This window comes from Rhodococcus sp. P4_B6 (assembly GCF_056402215.1).
In genome coordinates this window covers 24,067-39,833 of sequence record NZ_JBFUHV010000076.1, presented here as the reverse complement: position 1 = coordinate 39,833, position 15,767 = coordinate 24,067, and the positions used below count along the sequence as shown (strand labels likewise).

The 15,767-nt window shown below is 66.7% G+C and carries 17 protein-coding genes; 3 read left to right on the top strand and 14 right to left on the bottom strand.

Annotated features, from left to right (window positions below; translation table 11 throughout):
- The 6 genes from AC1DWT_RS29305 to AC1DWT_RS29280 all read right to left on the bottom strand — a co-directional run.
- Nucleotides 1-352: GTP-binding protein (locus AC1DWT_RS29305; protein ID WP_477923288.1), on the bottom strand; the 352-nt coding region annotated here is incomplete at its 3' end.
- A gap of 113 nt (nt 353-465) precedes the next feature.
- Nucleotides 466-1,107, bottom strand: a complete 642-nt coding sequence (gene nthB, locus AC1DWT_RS29300) for a nitrile hydratase subunit beta (protein WP_072944370.1) — start codon at nt 1,105-1,107, stop codon at nt 466-468.
- Between the two features lie 25 nt (nt 1,108-1,132).
- Nucleotides 1,133-1,756, bottom strand: a complete 624-nt coding sequence (gene nthA / locus AC1DWT_RS29295) for a nitrile hydratase subunit alpha (RefSeq protein WP_072944368.1) — start codon at nt 1,754-1,756, stop codon at nt 1,133-1,135.
- Between the two features lie 40 nt (nt 1,757-1,796).
- Nucleotides 1,797-2,852, bottom strand: a complete 1,056-nt coding sequence (oxdA, locus tag AC1DWT_RS29290; protein ID WP_206013820.1) for an aliphatic aldoxime dehydratase — start codon at nt 2,850-2,852, stop codon at nt 1,797-1,799.
- A gap of 153 nt (nt 2,853-3,005) precedes the next feature.
- Nucleotides 3,006-3,911 (bottom strand): helix-turn-helix domain-containing protein, encoded by a 906-nt coding sequence (locus tag AC1DWT_RS29285; protein ID WP_371851562.1) that lies wholly within the window; start codon nt 3,909-3,911, stop codon nt 3,006-3,008.
- A gap of 113 nt (nt 3,912-4,024) precedes the next feature.
- A complete protein-coding gene (locus AC1DWT_RS29280; RefSeq protein ID WP_072944362.1) occupies nt 4,025-4,987 on the bottom strand; it encodes a helix-turn-helix domain-containing protein in 963 nt (320 codons plus the stop codon).
- A gap of 281 nt (nt 4,988-5,268) precedes the next feature.
- Between AC1DWT_RS29280 and AC1DWT_RS29275 the strand changes: the two genes are divergently transcribed.
- The 3 genes from AC1DWT_RS29275 (at nt 5,269) to AC1DWT_RS29265 (ending at nt 7,776) form a co-directional block, all read left to right on the top strand.
- On the top strand, nt 5,269-6,816 hold the full coding sequence (locus tag AC1DWT_RS29275; RefSeq protein WP_477923286.1) for an amidase: 1,548 nt from the start codon (nt 5,269-5,271) through the stop codon (nt 6,814-6,816).
- A 358-nt stretch (nt 6,817-7,174) separates the two neighbouring features.
- The gene (locus tag AC1DWT_RS29270; RefSeq protein WP_095861739.1) at nt 7,175-7,471 is read left to right on the top strand and encodes a putative quinol monooxygenase; all 297 of its coding nucleotides are present in this window, start codon (nt 7,175-7,177) and stop codon (nt 7,469-7,471) included.
- Between the two features lie 137 nt (nt 7,472-7,608).
- The gene (locus AC1DWT_RS29265) at nt 7,609-7,776 is read left to right on the top strand and encodes a hypothetical protein (protein WP_167372195.1); all 168 of its coding nucleotides are present in this window, start codon (nt 7,609-7,611) and stop codon (nt 7,774-7,776) included.
- 30 nt (nt 7,777-7,806) lie between these two features.
- On the opposite strand, the gene AC1DWT_RS29260 is transcribed toward AC1DWT_RS29265, so the two are convergent.
- From AC1DWT_RS29260 to AC1DWT_RS29225, 8 genes are all read right to left on the bottom strand, one after another.
- Nucleotides 7,807-8,478, bottom strand: a complete 672-nt coding sequence (locus AC1DWT_RS29260) for a 4-carboxy-4-hydroxy-2-oxoadipate aldolase/oxaloacetate decarboxylase (protein WP_206013821.1) — start codon at nt 8,476-8,478, stop codon at nt 7,807-7,809.
- 32 nt (nt 8,479-8,510) lie between these two features.
- Complete coding sequence (locus tag AC1DWT_RS29255) at nt 8,511-9,719, bottom strand: aspartate transaminase (RefSeq protein WP_206013822.1); 1,209 nt, start codon at nt 9,717-9,719, stop codon at nt 8,511-8,513.
- Nucleotides 9,720-9,860: 141 nt separating this feature from the next.
- Nucleotides 9,861-10,925, bottom strand: a complete 1,065-nt coding sequence (locus tag AC1DWT_RS29250) for an L-idonate 5-dehydrogenase (protein ID WP_095861736.1) — start codon at nt 10,923-10,925, stop codon at nt 9,861-9,863.
- An 8-nt stretch (nt 10,926-10,933) separates the two neighbouring features.
- Nucleotides 10,934-11,689, bottom strand: a complete 756-nt coding sequence (locus tag AC1DWT_RS29245; protein WP_206013823.1) for an SDR family oxidoreductase — start codon at nt 11,687-11,689, stop codon at nt 10,934-10,936.
- Between the two features lie 89 nt (nt 11,690-11,778).
- A complete protein-coding gene (locus AC1DWT_RS29240) occupies nt 11,779-13,128 on the bottom strand; it encodes an MFS transporter (RefSeq protein ID WP_095861734.1) in 1,350 nt (449 codons plus the stop codon).
- Nucleotides 13,125-14,168: a 5-oxoprolinase subunit C family protein gene (locus AC1DWT_RS29235; RefSeq protein WP_072944348.1), complete on the bottom strand. Its 1,044-nt coding sequence runs from the start codon at nt 14,166-14,168 to the stop codon at nt 13,125-13,127. Before AC1DWT_RS29235 ends, AC1DWT_RS29240 begins: the two co-directional genes overlap by 4 nt.
- The gene (locus tag AC1DWT_RS29230) at nt 14,161-14,883 is read right to left on the bottom strand and encodes a 5-oxoprolinase subunit B family protein (RefSeq protein WP_477923282.1); all 723 of its coding nucleotides are present in this window, start codon (nt 14,881-14,883) and stop codon (nt 14,161-14,163) included. The genes AC1DWT_RS29235 and AC1DWT_RS29230 overlap by 8 nt, the downstream gene beginning before the upstream one ends.
- Nucleotides 14,871-15,677 (bottom strand): LamB/YcsF family protein, encoded by an 807-nt coding sequence (locus AC1DWT_RS29225; RefSeq protein WP_206013825.1) that lies wholly within the window; start codon nt 15,675-15,677, stop codon nt 14,871-14,873. The genes AC1DWT_RS29230 and AC1DWT_RS29225 overlap by 13 nt, the downstream gene beginning before the upstream one ends.
- Nucleotides 15,678-15,767: the final 90 nt, after the last annotated feature.

Genomic DNA, 15,767 nt, shown 5'->3' with positions numbered 1-15,767 from the left:
CGATGAACGTGAATGTCTCGGCGACGGGCAGGGGCTCGGAGATGACGGACGATTCGATCAGGAGGTAGTCGAATCGTCCGTCGGCGGCCAGGGTTCTGATCTCGTCGAGGAGATCCTCCCGCAAAGTGCAGCAGATGCAGCCGTTGGTCATCTCGACGAGCTTTTCCTGTGATCGACTCAGCGAGATCTCTCGTTCGACCTCGGCACTGTCGATGTTGATCTCGCTCATGTCGTTGACGATCACCGCGACGCGCCGGCCTTCACGGTTGCGCAGGATCTGGTTCAGGAGTGTCGTTTTTCCTGCACCGAGGAATCCGGACAGCACAGTGACGGGGAGGCGCGTGTCATTCATTGGTCGGTTCCTTCCGGAGAATCTGGTTGTACTCGACGACAGACCGGCGGCGGAGGCGCGGAGTTCCGGGCAGGCTTTCCACCGCCGGTCTGTGTTCATCGTGTCGGATGTGTTCAGGCGGCAACCTTTTCGAGGTATCCCTCGAAGAGGTCGACCACGACACTGCCTGCGTCGGTGTCCTCGCCGAAGAGATCCTCCGCCGCGAACTGGACGTGATAGGTGGATTCGGCACCGGCGTCGTCGCGCCCGTGGCCTATCGAGTCGGGGAACGGCCATTTCTCGGTGGTGCGGTGGGTGATCGTTCCGACCCGGCCGCGGCAGTATGCCGGCATCCGGATGTGCCCGGGCACGTGCTCGTCGCGGACCCGAACGCGCTGCCCCACCTCGAAGGTGATGCCGTCCGTCCGCGCCGGCCGGCCTTCCGATTCCGCAGGAAGGGACAACGGGAACGGGCCGCCCGCGAGCGCCTCGAGCTCGTCGTGGGTCAGGATTCCCTTCTCCACCATCAGGGTTGCGACGCCGATGACGTACCGCTCGTAGTACGGCGTCATCATGTAGTGGCGTGGTTCCATTCGTTCGACGACGTGCCTGACCTCGTCGACACTGAACGCCCCCAGGTCTGCGGCGCCGAGAAACAGCAGACTGTAGGGGAGGTGCTCCCACTCCGCGTGAAAGGGTCCGCCGATGTCGGCGTTGACGGTGTGCGGGACCTTACCGAACCCCTGGACACCGGCGAGATCGTGTACTCCATCCATGGATCTGTTCCTTCTCTTCGGGTGCTCAGGCGCTCGGAACCTGCGGGATCGCGACCCCGATCAGGCAATCTTTGGTGACGATCTGCTGGAGTTGCTCCCGGCTCCACCCCTCGGTGCCTGCCGGCCGCTGGGGCAGGACGATGTAGCGTGTTTCGGCGGTGGTGTCGTACACCCGGATCTCGACGCCCTCCGGAATGTCGGTGCCCATCTCGGACAGCACTTTTCTCGGTTCACGAACCACGCGGGCGCGGTACTCGAAGCTCTTGTACCAGGTCGGCGGCAGGCCGAGGATCGGCCAGGCGGTGCACGAGCACAGAGAGCAGACGATCACGTTCTTGAGTGTGGGCGTGTCCTCGAGCGCCACGATGTATTCACCCTGCGGTCCCAGGTACCCGTACGTGCCGACGGCCTCGGTACCGTCGGTGAGCAGAAGTTGCCGGAACTCGTCGTCGGTCCATGCCCGGGCGACCAGTTCTGCGCCGCGGTGGGGGCTGAAGTCCTCTTCGAACGTCTTCTTCCAGCCTTCGACGTATCCCTCGGGAACCAATCCCTTGCCGTCCAGCGCCCGGAACAGCGCCCAGGCGCGGTCGGCGGCCGGTGCCTGTGCGGGAGTCGCGTTCTCTGGTGTGTGTTCGATCGTTACCGACATTCTTCACCTTCTCTGTAGGGGCTGAAAATTGCGAATAGCTCTACTGCGGCGGCTGCGCATCACGCAGCATGCCGGTCTGCGGATGGCAATTGATGTACTCGTATCGCTGGTCGCGCGCGTCGAATACCGAGACTTCATGGTAAAGGCGAAGTTTCGACAAGCTGGCTGCGACGCGGAAGAAAGTGGTGAAGATTCGCAGGTGGGTGGGATGAGATTCCGCCCAGCGTTCGAGCTTGTCCAGCGAACCCCAGTGGCCGATGTTGTAACTCTGGTCGAGAAAATTTCCGTCCAGATCGATGTTGCGCACAAACCTGTTGCTGTAGCAGCCCACCGATTGTCCGTTGTCGCGCAGAAAGTCCATGCCGTCCTGCAGAGTGGGCAGAATCTCGTCGAGATACAAGTTGCGTTCCGCCGTTTCGGCCTCGGCCCAGTCCTGCCCGGAGCGGATCAGTGCGATGTTGTCGTGACCCTGAACCACCACGCGGCCACCTGCGGCGGGATCACCACTGAGTACGCGCAATTCACCCGACGGCTGGATCCAGTCGGTCTGGGAGATCGGGAAGCGCTCGCGCATCGAGCCCCAATAGCCGTGCTCATTGATCTCGCCGCTGATACCGCCCATGACGGCACCGACACCCGGAAGGGCGTCCTGGAACGCGTACAGCGTCTCGAACTGTTCGGCCCGCGGGGCCACGATCTCACGGAAGTACCCCAGCCCCTCCGACAGCCTCTCGTCCGATGCCCACCAGTCGGCCACCTCCGGAAACTGGAGCCAACGATCATGGGCAGCAATATCTTTCCAATAGCCCACGACCATCAGATTCTCATGACTCTGATTGTCGACGTGATGGGTCAGGTCATAGTGCAACGGGCCGTCGGGCAGATCGAAACCAGCCACCATGTCGCGCATGGCGCGCAGCGCGGCCGGGCGTTGCGCGTCACCGCGGAACTGCACACCGAGGTATCCCATCACCACCTGCTGCACTTCTTCGGCGGCACGTCCCACCCACATCGGAAAGGGTGGCTGGTAGCCATCCGGGACGCGTCGGGTCAACGTGCGGGGGCAGGTGAGGTGATCGCTGATTGCAGATTCCATGAGGGCTCCTGGTTCTGGTTCATCGCGTGCGGGCCGCCGCGTCGGCGGCTGAAAATCCCGGCAACACAGAAGTTACCTCCCCGACCGACGGCGAATCTGACCGAGAGAGACAGGTATTTGGACGAGAGGGACAACTCGAGTTGCGTCCCGACGTCAGGTCCGCGGCGCTGCCGCCGTCGCCCGGTACTGGCGCGGGCTCATCCCGTACTCGCTCTTGAACGTGCGGCTGAACAGTGAGGGGTCGGCGAAACCCCAACGGCGAGAGATCTGGCCCAGCGAGCGATCCGGGGTCGTGCTCTGGGCCAAGTCGCGGCGACACTGCTCGAGTCGCCGCACTCGGATGACGCGCGATACCGTCGTGTCCTGCTCGGCGAATACCCGGTGCAGGTGCCGGGTGGAAATGCCGAGGGCCGAGGCGATCACGGACGGCGAGAGCGATGGATCTCCGAGGCTCTCGTCGATCATCGTGATCGCTGCGCGGTAGGTACTCGAACGTGGCGCGCCGACCGGCCGGCCGACGGCCCGCAGGACGGCAGTGACCAGGTCGCCGACCTCGTCCACGATTGCGTTCCCCGCTCCGGCATCGGATGCGATCCGGCTCGTCACGATGTCGTGAAGGAACCGGCCCACAAGCCCACTGGCTCCGGCACGGCCGTCGAAGGCTATCGCGGTGAGGTCGTGAATCTCCGCTTCGCTGAACGACAGTGAGCTCCTCGGCCACGTGAAGACCTCGAGCACCCACGAACCGTCATCCGGATGCCCGTCGATCCGCCAATCGAAAGGGCGAGACGTGTCGTACAGGACGAAGTCGTCGTGATCGAGTACGCACTCCCGGTCATCCTGGGTGACCACGGCACGCCCACGACGGATCCGCCCGATCTGGAGGTAGTCGGCACGGTCGGCTCTGGCCAGGCTGCCGCTGCGGGCGATCCGTTGCTCGGTCGATTGGACTGTGGACACCTTGAGATGAGCAAGTTCGGACGACCGCACCGCACCGGTGAACCGGGGGCGGTCTTCGATGCCCGAGACACTGAGGGCGACGAAGTGCTCGCGCAGCATGTCCTCCCAGTCGGAGGCCCGTGTCGTCCGCACGGGTAATGCAAACCCGGACCTGACAAGCATCGGTACCTCTCTTCGGTCTGATCGCGCAACGCTCCCCCGGGAGCCTTCGGTTACCGGTGCAATTCCCGGTACCTGCTCGGGCTGACGCCGTATCGGGTGGCGAACGCTCGGCTGAATACCGACAGATCGATGAATCCGAACTGCGCGGCGATATCGGTCAGCGAACGGGAGGCGTTGCGCGGTGACAGCATCGCGTCACGGCAGACCTCGAGTCGGTGTGCCCGGATCGTGGCTGCCACGGTGTTTCCGAATCGAGCGAACACTCTGTGAACGGTTCTCGTGGAGATGAAGAACGCATGGGCGATGCGCTGCGGGGACAGGTCCGGGTCGTCGAGATTCCGCTCGATGTACCGGAGCATGTTCGCGTAGAGGTCGCGTGCGGTGACATCGGGATCGTCCGGCTCAGCCTCTTCCTGTGCGGCGGTGATTGCCAGGTCTGCAATTCCGTCCGCCAGCCGCATCGCACCGCTTGGCGACGGTTCCTTCTCGACTGCGAGAAGTCCGGCGAGCATCGGCGACAGTAGCTGTCCTACTGCCGAATTGGATCGCACGGTCCGTGCCGTCAGTTTCTGCGACTCACCCTCGGTCAGCGAGACGGCACCGCGCGGCCACGTGAATACCTGGAGGTGCCATTCCGGTCGCAGGTTCCAGGTGAACGGGCGGGAGGATTCGTAGATGGCGAAGTCGCCCGGCCGCAGTGTGCAGGTTCGTCCGTCTTGGACGAGTTGTCCCTCACCGGCGACGACCATGCCGATCTGCATGAGGTCGAGCGGATGCCGGTCGGTCAGCTGCGGCGTCCTGTGAAAGGTCTGCGGTGTGGCCAGGACGTCGGCGGCCAGCAGATGCGCGAATCGCCGGGTGTGGACCGCCCCCGCGAAGCGATCGGATTCGCCCGGGCTGATCTTCAATGCCACGAAGGTCTCGCTGATCACCTCGACCCAGTCTCGGAGGGCAGCTGTCCGGATCACCTCCGTGCGGCGGTGCTCGCCACCCGGTGCGAGCGACAACGGCATGAGCAGCCCCTTTCCCTCGCCTGCACGTCACGCTAAGAGCAATCCGGCGTCACTGTCAATGACAGCTGACCACTGTTTCCGCTGGAGACAGGCCTCGGCGGCGAAGTTGGCACTGAGCGCAAAGCGGGCTGTCACTCTGAGACAAACGCTGCGGTTCGGCGGCTTCTACGGTTCGTAGAACACCGGGAAATGCCGGCGGGTCCTGCGTCGCATCCGGACCGACAGCCGGCCCTCGACCAGGTGCCCGCGGGCGCCACTGCACAGCTGAGGAGCGCACCTTCATGACTTCGTTGCCTGCACCCGATTCCGCCCGATTGGCGGCGTTGAACGAGCATTTCCGATTCGGGTTGTCCGCCGTCGACCTCGACGAGTTCGCCCCCGCCGTCGAGGCCACCCTCACTGCGCCGATCGCGGTCGAGCAGCTCTATCGGCGTGCGGCGTCACCGGCCCCCGAGCGATCCTGGGCGCCGCCGGCACCGGAGCACAACCGTCTCGGAGCGTGGTACGTCACGACCTCGATCGACGGCTCCTCTGGGGGTCCGCTGGCCGGCCGCACCGTGGCGGTCAAGGACAACGTCGCGGTCGCGGGTGTTCCGATGATGAACGGATCGCGCACCCTGGAGGGGTTCGTCCCGCGGCAGGACGCCACGGTCGTCCGCAGGCTGCTCGATGCCGGCGCCACGATCGCAGGAAAATCGGTATGTGAGGATCTGTGTTTCTCGGGCGGGAGTTTCACCTCGCAGCCGGGACCGGTGCGCAATCCGTGGGATACGACCCGCAATTCGGGTGGATCTTCCAGTGGCTCCGGCGCTTTGGTCGCCAGCGGTGAGGTCGATTTGGCCGTCGGCGGAGACCAGGGCGGCTCCATCCGCATTCCTGCCGCATTCTGCGGGATCGTGGGTCACAAACCGACGCACGGGCTGGTCCCCTACACCGGTGCATTTCCGATCGAGAGGACCATCGACCATCTCGGCCCGATGACCCGGACCGTCGCCGACGCGGCCACCATGTTGAGTGTGCTCGCCGGTACGGACGGGGCCGATCCACGGCAATCACGCCAGGTCGAGCCGGTCGACTACCTGGCGGCGCTCACCGAAACGGCCTCCGGGCTGCGCGTCGGAGTCGTGGCCGAGGGCTTCGGCACCGCAGCGTCCGATCCGGAGGTCGATGCCGCCGTCCACGCCGCGGTCGACGTGCTGCGCAGCGCCGGACTCGCGGCGGAGCACRTGTCGATTCCGTGGCACCTCGACGCGATGCACGTCTGGAACGTGATCGCGACCGAGGGTGCCGCGTACCAGATGCTCGACGGCAACGCCTACGGCATGAACACCGACGGATTCTACGACCCGGAACTGATCGCGCATTTCGCCGCTCAGCGCCTCGAGCGCGGTCACGAGTTGTCCGAGACGGTCAAGTTGGTGGGGCTGTCGGGCCGGTACACCTTCGAGGTCGGCGGCGGAAAGTACTACGCGATGGCGCGCCAACTCGTCCCGGAACTGCGCGCGGCCTACGACGCCGCGCTCACGGACTACGACGTGCTGGTCATGCCCACCGTCCCCTATACCGCGAAGAAGATCCCGCCTGCAGATGTGGCATTGGGCGACTACCTCGACGTCGCGCTGTCAATGGTCGGCAACACCGCCCCGTTCGATGTCACCGGTCACCCCGCCTGCTCGGTTCCCGCGGGGCTCGTCGACGGCCTGCCGACCGGGCTGATGATCGTCGGCAACACGTTCGACGACGCCACGGTTCTGCGCGTTGCACACACCTATGAACAGGCTGTCGGCGGCTTCCCCTCCCCGCCGGCCTTGATGAGTTCCGCTCGATGACACCACCACGCTTGTCTCTGGACGACGAGATTCTCGATCTCGCCGTCATGTGGCTTCCCATCGGGGATCCACCGGCCGACAAGATCAGGCGCGACTTCGGCGTCGAACCGGCCGAATATCGCGTGCGTCTGGCGCGCGCCATCGACCGTTACCTGCAGACCTCGAACGCGAGAACCGCCGCACGACTCGACCGATTCTTCGAGACGTCGATGCTGACAGCCCTGAGACCGAAACAGTCACCACCAGGTGACGAACAGTCCGGTCGCAACTTGTGTCAGAGGGGTGGTGGTCACCCGCTCGACGCTCGTAGCGTCGTAGGTGGGTGCACGCGAGTCGGAACGAACGAGGAGGAGACATCGTGACGATCGACAGAGGAATTCTGGCCCTGCTCGAGGCCAAGCCGGGCAAGGGCGAGGAACTGGCTGCGTTCCTGGAGCAGGGGCGCGCCCTGGCCGCGGCGGAGGAAGGCACCGTCACCTGGTACGCGTTCAAGGTCAGCGACACCACGTACGGCATCTTCGACACCTTCGAGAACGAGGACGGCAGGCAGGCGCACCTGAGCGGAGCGATCCCCGCCGCTCTGGCCAACGTCGGCCCCGACCTGCTGGCCAGGGACCCCGACATTCGTCCGGTCGACGTGGTCGCCGTCAAGTAGGGCGCCCGCCGGGTTTCCTACCGTACGGTCAGTCGAATCCTGCCCGTAAACCTACCCGATCGGGTAGGGCCCCGACTGTCCGCGCCGCGGCATACTTGCCCGGCTCGGGGGTTTCCGAAAACGATACGGAGAAACTGATGCTCGACCGGCTGTACGCCGCTGTCCTCGCCGTCGCCGGCCTCGGCTACGGCGGTTACATCCTCCTCGACGAACTGACCGGAGCGTCGGACACACCCGGCGAGGACGACCATCTTCTCCACGAAGTCCCCTCGGGAGCAGGTGTCCACGCTGTGACGTCCCCCTGACACCGCCCTGAGGGCACTGACACCGCCGGCTCACTGGTCGACGGTGAGACCCTTCGCCTCGAGCACCTGGGCGAGGTTGCTGACCTGGATCGGGGTTTCGCCCTTCTTGTACCGCTCGATGTAGGCGGCCTCGGCGGCGTCCCGCTCACGGGAGGCGTCGACGGCGAACTGGACCTCGTCGCGCCGGACCACGACCACACCGTCGCAGTCGCCCTTGATGACGTCGCCGGGGTAGATGATCTGGCCGCCGAACACCAGCGGCTGATTGACGGGACCGAGGGATTCCTTCACCGTTCCCTCGATGCACACGTGCTTGGAGAAGACGGGGAACCCGAGTTCGCGGATCTCCCTGCTGTCCCGCACGCCGCCGTCCGTGACGAGTGCGCTGATGCCCCGCGCCACACACGCATTGGCCAGCACGTCGCCGAACTGTCCCGCCGGCTGGTCGCCGGAGGACACGATGAGCACGTCACCGGGTTGCGCGTAGCTGATGGCGACCTGGAGCATGATGTTGTCGCGCGGATGGCACACGACGGTGAAGGCGGACCCGCAGAACGACATGTCGCGGTCGATGGGCTTGATCCCCGAATCCAGTGCGCCCTTGCGGCCCTGCGCCTCGTGGATGGTGGCGGCCGAGAAGGCGCCCAGGCTGTCGATGGCGGCCTTGTCGGCGCGATCGATCTTCGTCGTGACGTGAACCATGATGTCTCCGTAGTTCTGTGATGGCGGGTGGGTCAGCTGAGCGAAGCGACGGCCTTCTCGACCGCGGCTGCCGCATTCCTGAGCACGTCCTCGGACGTGGCGAAGGAGACCCGGAAATAGGATTCGGCCCCGTACGCAGAGCCCTGGATGGTGGCCACCGACGCGTGGTCGAGGAGGAACAGCACCACGTCCTGGTCGTTTTCGAGCTGTGTGCCGTCGGGTGTCCGCTTGCCCACGAGGCCGGCGCATCCGACGAACAGGTAGAAGGCGCCCTGCGGCAGTACGGGTTCGAGACCGTCTATGCCGGAGAATAATTCGAACGTGACATCACGCCGGGCGCGATAGCTCGCGACGGACGTGGTGACGAAACTCTGATCCCCGGTGAGGGCTTCGGCGGCGGCGGCCTGACTGATCGACGACGGGCAGGACGAACTCTGCGACTGCAGCTTGTTGATCGCGCCGATCAGGCCCTTGTTCCCGACGCCGTACCCCAGCCGCCAGCCGGTCATCGCGTAGGCCTTCGACACACCGTTGGTGACCAGGATCCGATCGCGCAGGTGCGGCGCGGACGACAGCAGGTTCGGAACGGGTGAATCGGTGAACACGATCTCGTCGTAGATCTCGTCGCAGAGCACGTTCACGTGCGGGTTCCGGTCGAGGACCTTCGCGAGTTCCGCCAGTTCGTGCTCGCTGTACACGGCGCCCGTCGGGTTCGACGGCGCGTTGAGGATGACCCACTTCGTCGCCGTGGTGATGGCGGCCTCGAGCTTCTCTGCGGTGAGCAGGAACCGGTCGGATTCCGGGCAGTCGACGACGACGGGTGTCCCGCCGTGCACGGTCACCATGTCGGGGTACGACACCCAGTACGGCGCGGGCACGATCACCTCGGTGCCCTCCTCCACCGTCGCCATCAGCGCGAGGAAGATGACCTGCTTGGCGCCTCCGCCGACGGTGATCTCGTTGTCCGCGAACTCCACCCCGGTGCGGGTCAGCATCTTCTTCGAGATCGCCTCCCGCAGTGCGGGAATGCCGTTGACGGGGGTGTACTTGGTGAGACCGGACTCCATCGCCGCCACGGCCGCGGCCTTGATGTGCTCCGGGGTGTCGAAATCGGGCTCTCCGACCGTCAGGTCGAGGATCTCCCGCCCCGACGCCCGGAGTTCGCGAACCCGTTGCGCGGCTGCCACACTCGGCGACTCACGCATCTGGTCGACTCGCGCTGCTGGAACGAAGGTGGACATAGTTCCTCCTGGTAGAGGGCGTGGGAACGAAAGAAGCAGGGAAGTCGGGGGCGGTATCTCGACACCCACGCTATCGGGTGGGGACCACACCTGTACAAGACCGATTGTGTGTCGGGTGATAGCCGTTCGGCATGACTGAGATCAGAACGCCAGCAACACCTTCGCGGACGCGGACGCGTCCTTCGCGACGGCGAACGCCTCGAGGCCGTCCTCGATGCCGAACTCGTGACTGATCACCGGTTCGACGTTCAGGCTGCCGTCCGCCAGAGCCTCGAGCACCGCATCGATCTCGTCGTTGAACCGGAAGGAACCGACGAGTTCGAGTTCCCGCGTGATGACGAGCGACAGCGGAGCGGGCTGAAGCCCGGTGGGGAGCAGTCCGAGCATGACGATCCTGCCGCCGCGCGTCGCGCCGCGAATGGCCGATTCGAGTCCGAAGCGGTTGCCGGAGCACTCGACGACGACGTCGGCGTCGACGGCGGCGATGCTCACGGCGTCGGCGGCGTCCAGCGTCGTGTCCGCGCCGAGCGCCTTCGCGACCGTGCGGGGATAGTCGTGCACGTCGACCGCGGTGATCTCGCTCGCACCGGCCCGGCGGAGGACGGCCACCACGAGGGCGCCGATGGGGCCGCACCCCACGACGAGCGCGCTCTTCCCTGCCACGTCGCCCGCGCGGGCCACGGCGTGCCACGCCACGGCGGCGGGTTCCGCGACGGCGGCGGTGCGCAGCGGCAGGTTCGCCGGCAGTCGCCGCAGCATCCGCGACGGCAGCACCGCGTACTTCGCGAATGCCCCTTCGGTGTGCGGGAATTGCGCCGCGCTGCCGAGGTAGGTGCATCCCGGCGACAGGTTCGGACGGTCGTCGGGGAACCTGGCGCCGCGACCGCCGGGGGTCGCGGGGTGCACGGCCACGGTGTCACCCGCGGCGGGGCCGGTCCCGTCCGCGGCGGCCTGCACGACCGTTCCCACCACCTCGTGGCCGAGCAGCATGGGGGCCTTCAGGATCGACTCGCCGGCGGCGCCGTGCGTCCAGTAGTGCAGGTCGGATCCGCAGATGCCGCCGTAGGCGATCTCGACGACCGCCTCGGACGGTTCGGGCCGCCGGAGGGGCACCGATTCGATACGCAGGTCGCCTGCGGCGTGCGCCACCACCCCGAGGGTCTCGGTGGGCAGCGGGGCGGAGGAGTGGTGCGGCGCAGTGGTCACGGCCGGCCTCAGTCGTTGCGCCGGACGAAGTCGAGACCACCCGGTACCTGGAAGGTGGGCATGATCTCGATCAGGCCGAGGTTGACGTGGCGCGGGGCGTCGATCGCGAACTCGATCGTGTCGGCGATGTCCTTCGTCGTGATGGATTCGAAGCCTTCGTAATACGTCTCCCACGCCTCCTTCATCGCCTCCGGGGAGCCGCCCAGGTTGCGTCCGAAGATCTCGGTCTCGACCCGGCCCGGGCAGATCTCGGTCACGCGGATGCGCTTGCCGATGGTGTCGTTGCGCAGTTGCCGCGAGATCTGGTGCACCGCGGCCTTCGTGGCGTGGTAGGCGGTGTGACCGTAGAAGTTGTACAGGCCGGCGATGGAACTGATGTTCACGATGTGGCCGAGGTCCCGCTCGACCATCCCCGGCATGAGCAGCCGGCACAGGTGCAGCACCGCACGGAGGTTGACGTCGACCATGGCGTCGACCGAGTCGGCGGACGCGTCCAGGATGTTGCCGGTGGCCGAGACTCCCGCGTTGTTGATCAGCACGTCGATCTCGAGGCCCTCGACGGCGGCGCTGAGGGCGTCGATTTCGGTGATGTCGACGGCGAGCGGGATCATGCCCGTCTTCTCCGCGACCTCGTCGAGCCGTTCCTTGTTGCGGGCGACGCCGTAGACGGTGAGACCCCGCTTGGTGAGGATCTCGGTGACCGCGGCGCCCATTCCGGTGTTGGCGCCGGTGACGAGTGCGGTCCGGTAGTCGTTGAATGGCATGACGCTCCCTTGCCTTGCTGGTGGTGAAAGTTGGTGCAGCCCGGTGGTCTTCGAGTGGTCAGGAGACCACCGGGCCGAGTCTGGATCCGTCAGAGCGTGTCACGGAGCGGCACGTGCGCCCGGTCGGTGACGGTGCTGACGGCGATGAGGGTTCCCAGTGCGGTGACGACGGCGTAGACCGCGGGGACGTAGATCCCGAACTGCGGAATCAGCCAGGTCATCAGCAGGGGCGCGGTGCCGCCGAACACTGCCGAGGAGATGTTGTAGCCCAGCCCGTACGCCGAGTACCGCACCCGGGTGGGGAAGAGTTCGACGATGAGGATGTGGATGACGGCGGTGTGGCCGGCGAAGATCACGGCCATGATGCAGGCTCCGAGCACCGCGAGCGCGAAGTTGCCGGTCGCGATCAGGGCGTAACAGGGGACGGCGCCGACGGCCATGGCGATCGCCGCACCGGCGATGACCCTCTTGCGGCCGACGCGGTCCGAGAGTGCGCCCATGAAGGGAATGGCGAAGCAGATCGCCACCAGGCTCGCCGCGGTCACGAGCAGTGCCGTGCCGGTGGAGAAGCCGATGTTCTCGCCCTTGAGGAACGTCGGCATGTAGGAGAAGAGCACGTAGTAGCCGGAGCCGTTCATCAACGGGATGAACAGCGCGAGCAGCATCGCCTTGCGGTGTTCGGGAGTCGCGAACGCTTCCTTCAGCGGGTTGCGGGACAGTCCGCCTTCGGCCTTGAGCTTCTCGAAGTTCGGGGTGTCACTGATCGCCCGCCGGATGTACCAGCCGATGATGCCCATCGGGATCGCGACGAGGAACGGGACGCGCCACGCCCAGCTCGCCGGTCCGCCGCCCTCGATCGCGGCCTCGTTGAGCCAGGGCGACATCGCGAACGCGACCAGCGTGCCGGTGAGCAGGGCCAGGAACGACGCGATCTGTGCGTAGCTGGTGATGAGTCCGCGCTTGCCCTCCGGTGCGTGCTCGGCGAGGAAGGTCATGGCGCCCGCCGCCTCACCGCCCACGGAGAATCCCTGCAGGATGCGCAGGAGAATCAACAGCGCGGGAGCGGCGACGCCGATCGCGGCGTATGTCGGGAGAACACCGATGCCCGCGGTGGCAACGCTGATCAGCATGATCACGAAGACGAGCATCTTCTGCCTGCCGATCCTGTCGCCCAGGATGCCGCAGACGACCGCGCCGAGCGGTCGCACGAAGAACGAGATCGCGTAACCGGCGAAGACGAGCATCAGCGCGTCGCTCGACTTGGAGACGTCGAAGAAGACGATGGCCAGGGCGGTCGCCATGAAGGCGAAGATGCCGTTGTCGTAGAGCTCGACGAAGATGCCCACGCACCCTGCGAGAACGACCTTGCGTAGCTGGCGGGGTTGCACCTCGTGTTCGGGCGTGTGCCCGGCCGTGTCGGGTGAGATCGCGTTGGTCATGCTGACTCCATCTGGGCTACAGAGTGGTGCTGGGCGGATGTCGTTTCTGGGTGAGTGGGGATCCGAAGACTGGCGAATGCGCTCGCCACGCGGGACCGCAGCAGCGCGATCGAGCGTCGTTGGCTCCGGTAACCGTCCACGGCTTCGGGGACGCTCACCTTTCGGAACCGCACCTCCTGGCCGGGGCGCGCCTGGCCGAGCTGTGACAGTGCGGTGGCGGTCACCACCGCGAGCACCGGATATCCGGCCGTCACTCCCCGGCCCCGGTGCAGGACGAGGATCTCGTTGCCTGCGGGAACCTCGACGGCGCCGATCGGTACCCCGCGGGAGAGCACTTCCGTCGACCGGTCCCGCCGGGGAACGTCGCTCCCCGGATCGGTCGGCGTCAGGCGGAGACCGATGTGGTTCGTGTCGGCACCGATGACGAAGGGGGTGTCGAACAAGCGGGCGGCGGACGCGCCGAACTCGTGCACGTCGGGACCGTCGGTGACGTCGATGGTCCAGCGGCCGGTGAAGGTCGCGGGCTCGGCGCCGAGCCGGAACAGCGGGACCCGGAAGTAGGGGTGGTCGATCGGCGGTCCGTCGACGTCGATGGCGACGGACTCGCCGACCGTCAGTTGCCGGCCGAAACCGAGAACCGAGTCGGGGGCGCAGCTGCCGAGCAGGGACGGCGCGGCGATCGCGCCGTGCACGGCGAGGTATACGCGGAGCCCGTCGTGGATTCCGCGGACGGTGAGTTCTTCGCCCGCGGTCCAGACGAACGGCTCCCACTGGGGGCGGGTGACACCCCCGACCTGGACCTCCGCCGGTGCGCCGGTCACCGCGACGAGCAGGTCGACGCTTGCGACGGCGCCGAAGTCCATCGCCACCATTTCGAGCAGCGGCGCGGTGCGGTGACTTCCGACCAGGGCGTTCGCCACGTCGGCGCTGTACTGGTCGGAGGCTCCCCCGGTCATCTGCCCGAACCGGGAGCCCCGGAGACGTCCGAGATCCTGGATCGAGGTGAGCCCGGGTGTCGTGACGGTGATCGTCTCAGCCATGCCGGACCCCCTCGTACAGCGGCCACTCGGCCGCGGTGATCGGCACGAAGCGGAACGTGTCGCCGGGCCGGAAGTCGGACAGCGGTTCCGTCGACGGATCGACGATGGTCAGGGGCGTGCGGCCGATCACCGGCCAGCCGCCGGGCGCCGGTCGCGCCGAGATGACGGCCTGCCTGCCCGCGACCGCCACCGCGCCTGCCGGAACGTGCGGCCGCGGAATGGTGCGACGGGGAACGGGCTGCGGGAACGCGGGGCCGTCGAGCATGGGGGCGCCGCCCGGGGACCCGAAGCAGCGCATGGTCAGCGGGCGGGCGCTGTGCAGGYGGATCACCTCGGCCGGGGAGAGTGCGAGGTGTGCCGCCACGTCGTCGAGGTCGGGTCCGAATTCGGCTCCGTAGACGACCGGGATCTCGAATTGTCGCGAACCGCGCGTCGCGGGTTGCGCCGGAAGCTCGATCAGCCGTTCGACCAGCGCGTGGATGGCGTCATGCGTCGTTGCAGCACAGTCGAATTCGACCAGCAGTGAGTCGTAGGTGGGGATGATGCCGGTGACCGCGACGTCGTCGTCGCGGGCGTCGAGCGCGGCGGCGACCGTGTGGACGGCCTGCCAGCGCTCCTCCGCATCGGGGGACAGCGACGTCAGGCGGACCGCGGAGTCCCCGCAGTCCGCGAGGACGAAGTCGCGGTGCGGCCGGGTGCACGTCACGCCGGACACGACGCGGACTCCTTCTCGGCCCTGGCCTCGAGGACCTCGGTGACGGGGGCGATGACGACGCCCGCGTGCAGCAGTGCCTCCCGGATCGCCCGCGCGTTGCCTACCGCGTCGGCGCCGTCGCCGTGCAGCAGCACCGTGTCTGCCTCGATCGGGATGCGCGTGCCGTCGACGGCGTCGACGGCCCCTTCGGTCACCATCTGCACCGTGCGCGACACCAGAGCGTCCCGGTCGTGAATCACGGCGCCGGCCTCGGACCGCGGTACCAGGGTGCCGTCCGCCCGGTATGCACGGTCGACGATGGCGACGATGGCCACCCGGAGCCCCCGCGCACGGGCGTGGTCGGCGAGTTCCCCGTCCTGGGCGAGCACGATGAGCCGCGGGTCGAACGCCTCCACCGCATCGACGACGGCGCCCGCGTAGTCGGCGCGGGTCGCGACGAGATTTCCCAACCGACCGTGCGGTGCGATGTGCGAGAGCGATGTGCCGTGGGCCGTCGCGAAGGCGTGCAGTGCGCCGAGTTGGTACAGAACGTCCGTGCGGACCTCGTCGGCGGTGAGGTCCATCGCGCGCCGGCCGAACCCTGCGAGATCGGGGAAGCTGGGGTGTGCGCCGATGCCGATTCCGCGGGCGACGCACCCTCGGACCGTCGCATCCATGGTCCTGGGGTCGCCGGCGTGAAAGCCGCACGCGACGTTGGCGGACGTCAGCACGTCGAGCAGTGCGTCGTCGTCGCCCATCGTCCAAGCGCCGAAGCTCTCGCCGAGGTCGGCGACGAGATCGATCTTGACAGTCACGGTGCCTCCAAGGGGGGCCTGCAGTGGAACCGCGGGTGCCGTTCCAGTGAACTTTCGATGTAAACGGACGCTACGCAGGTTCCGGTTCAG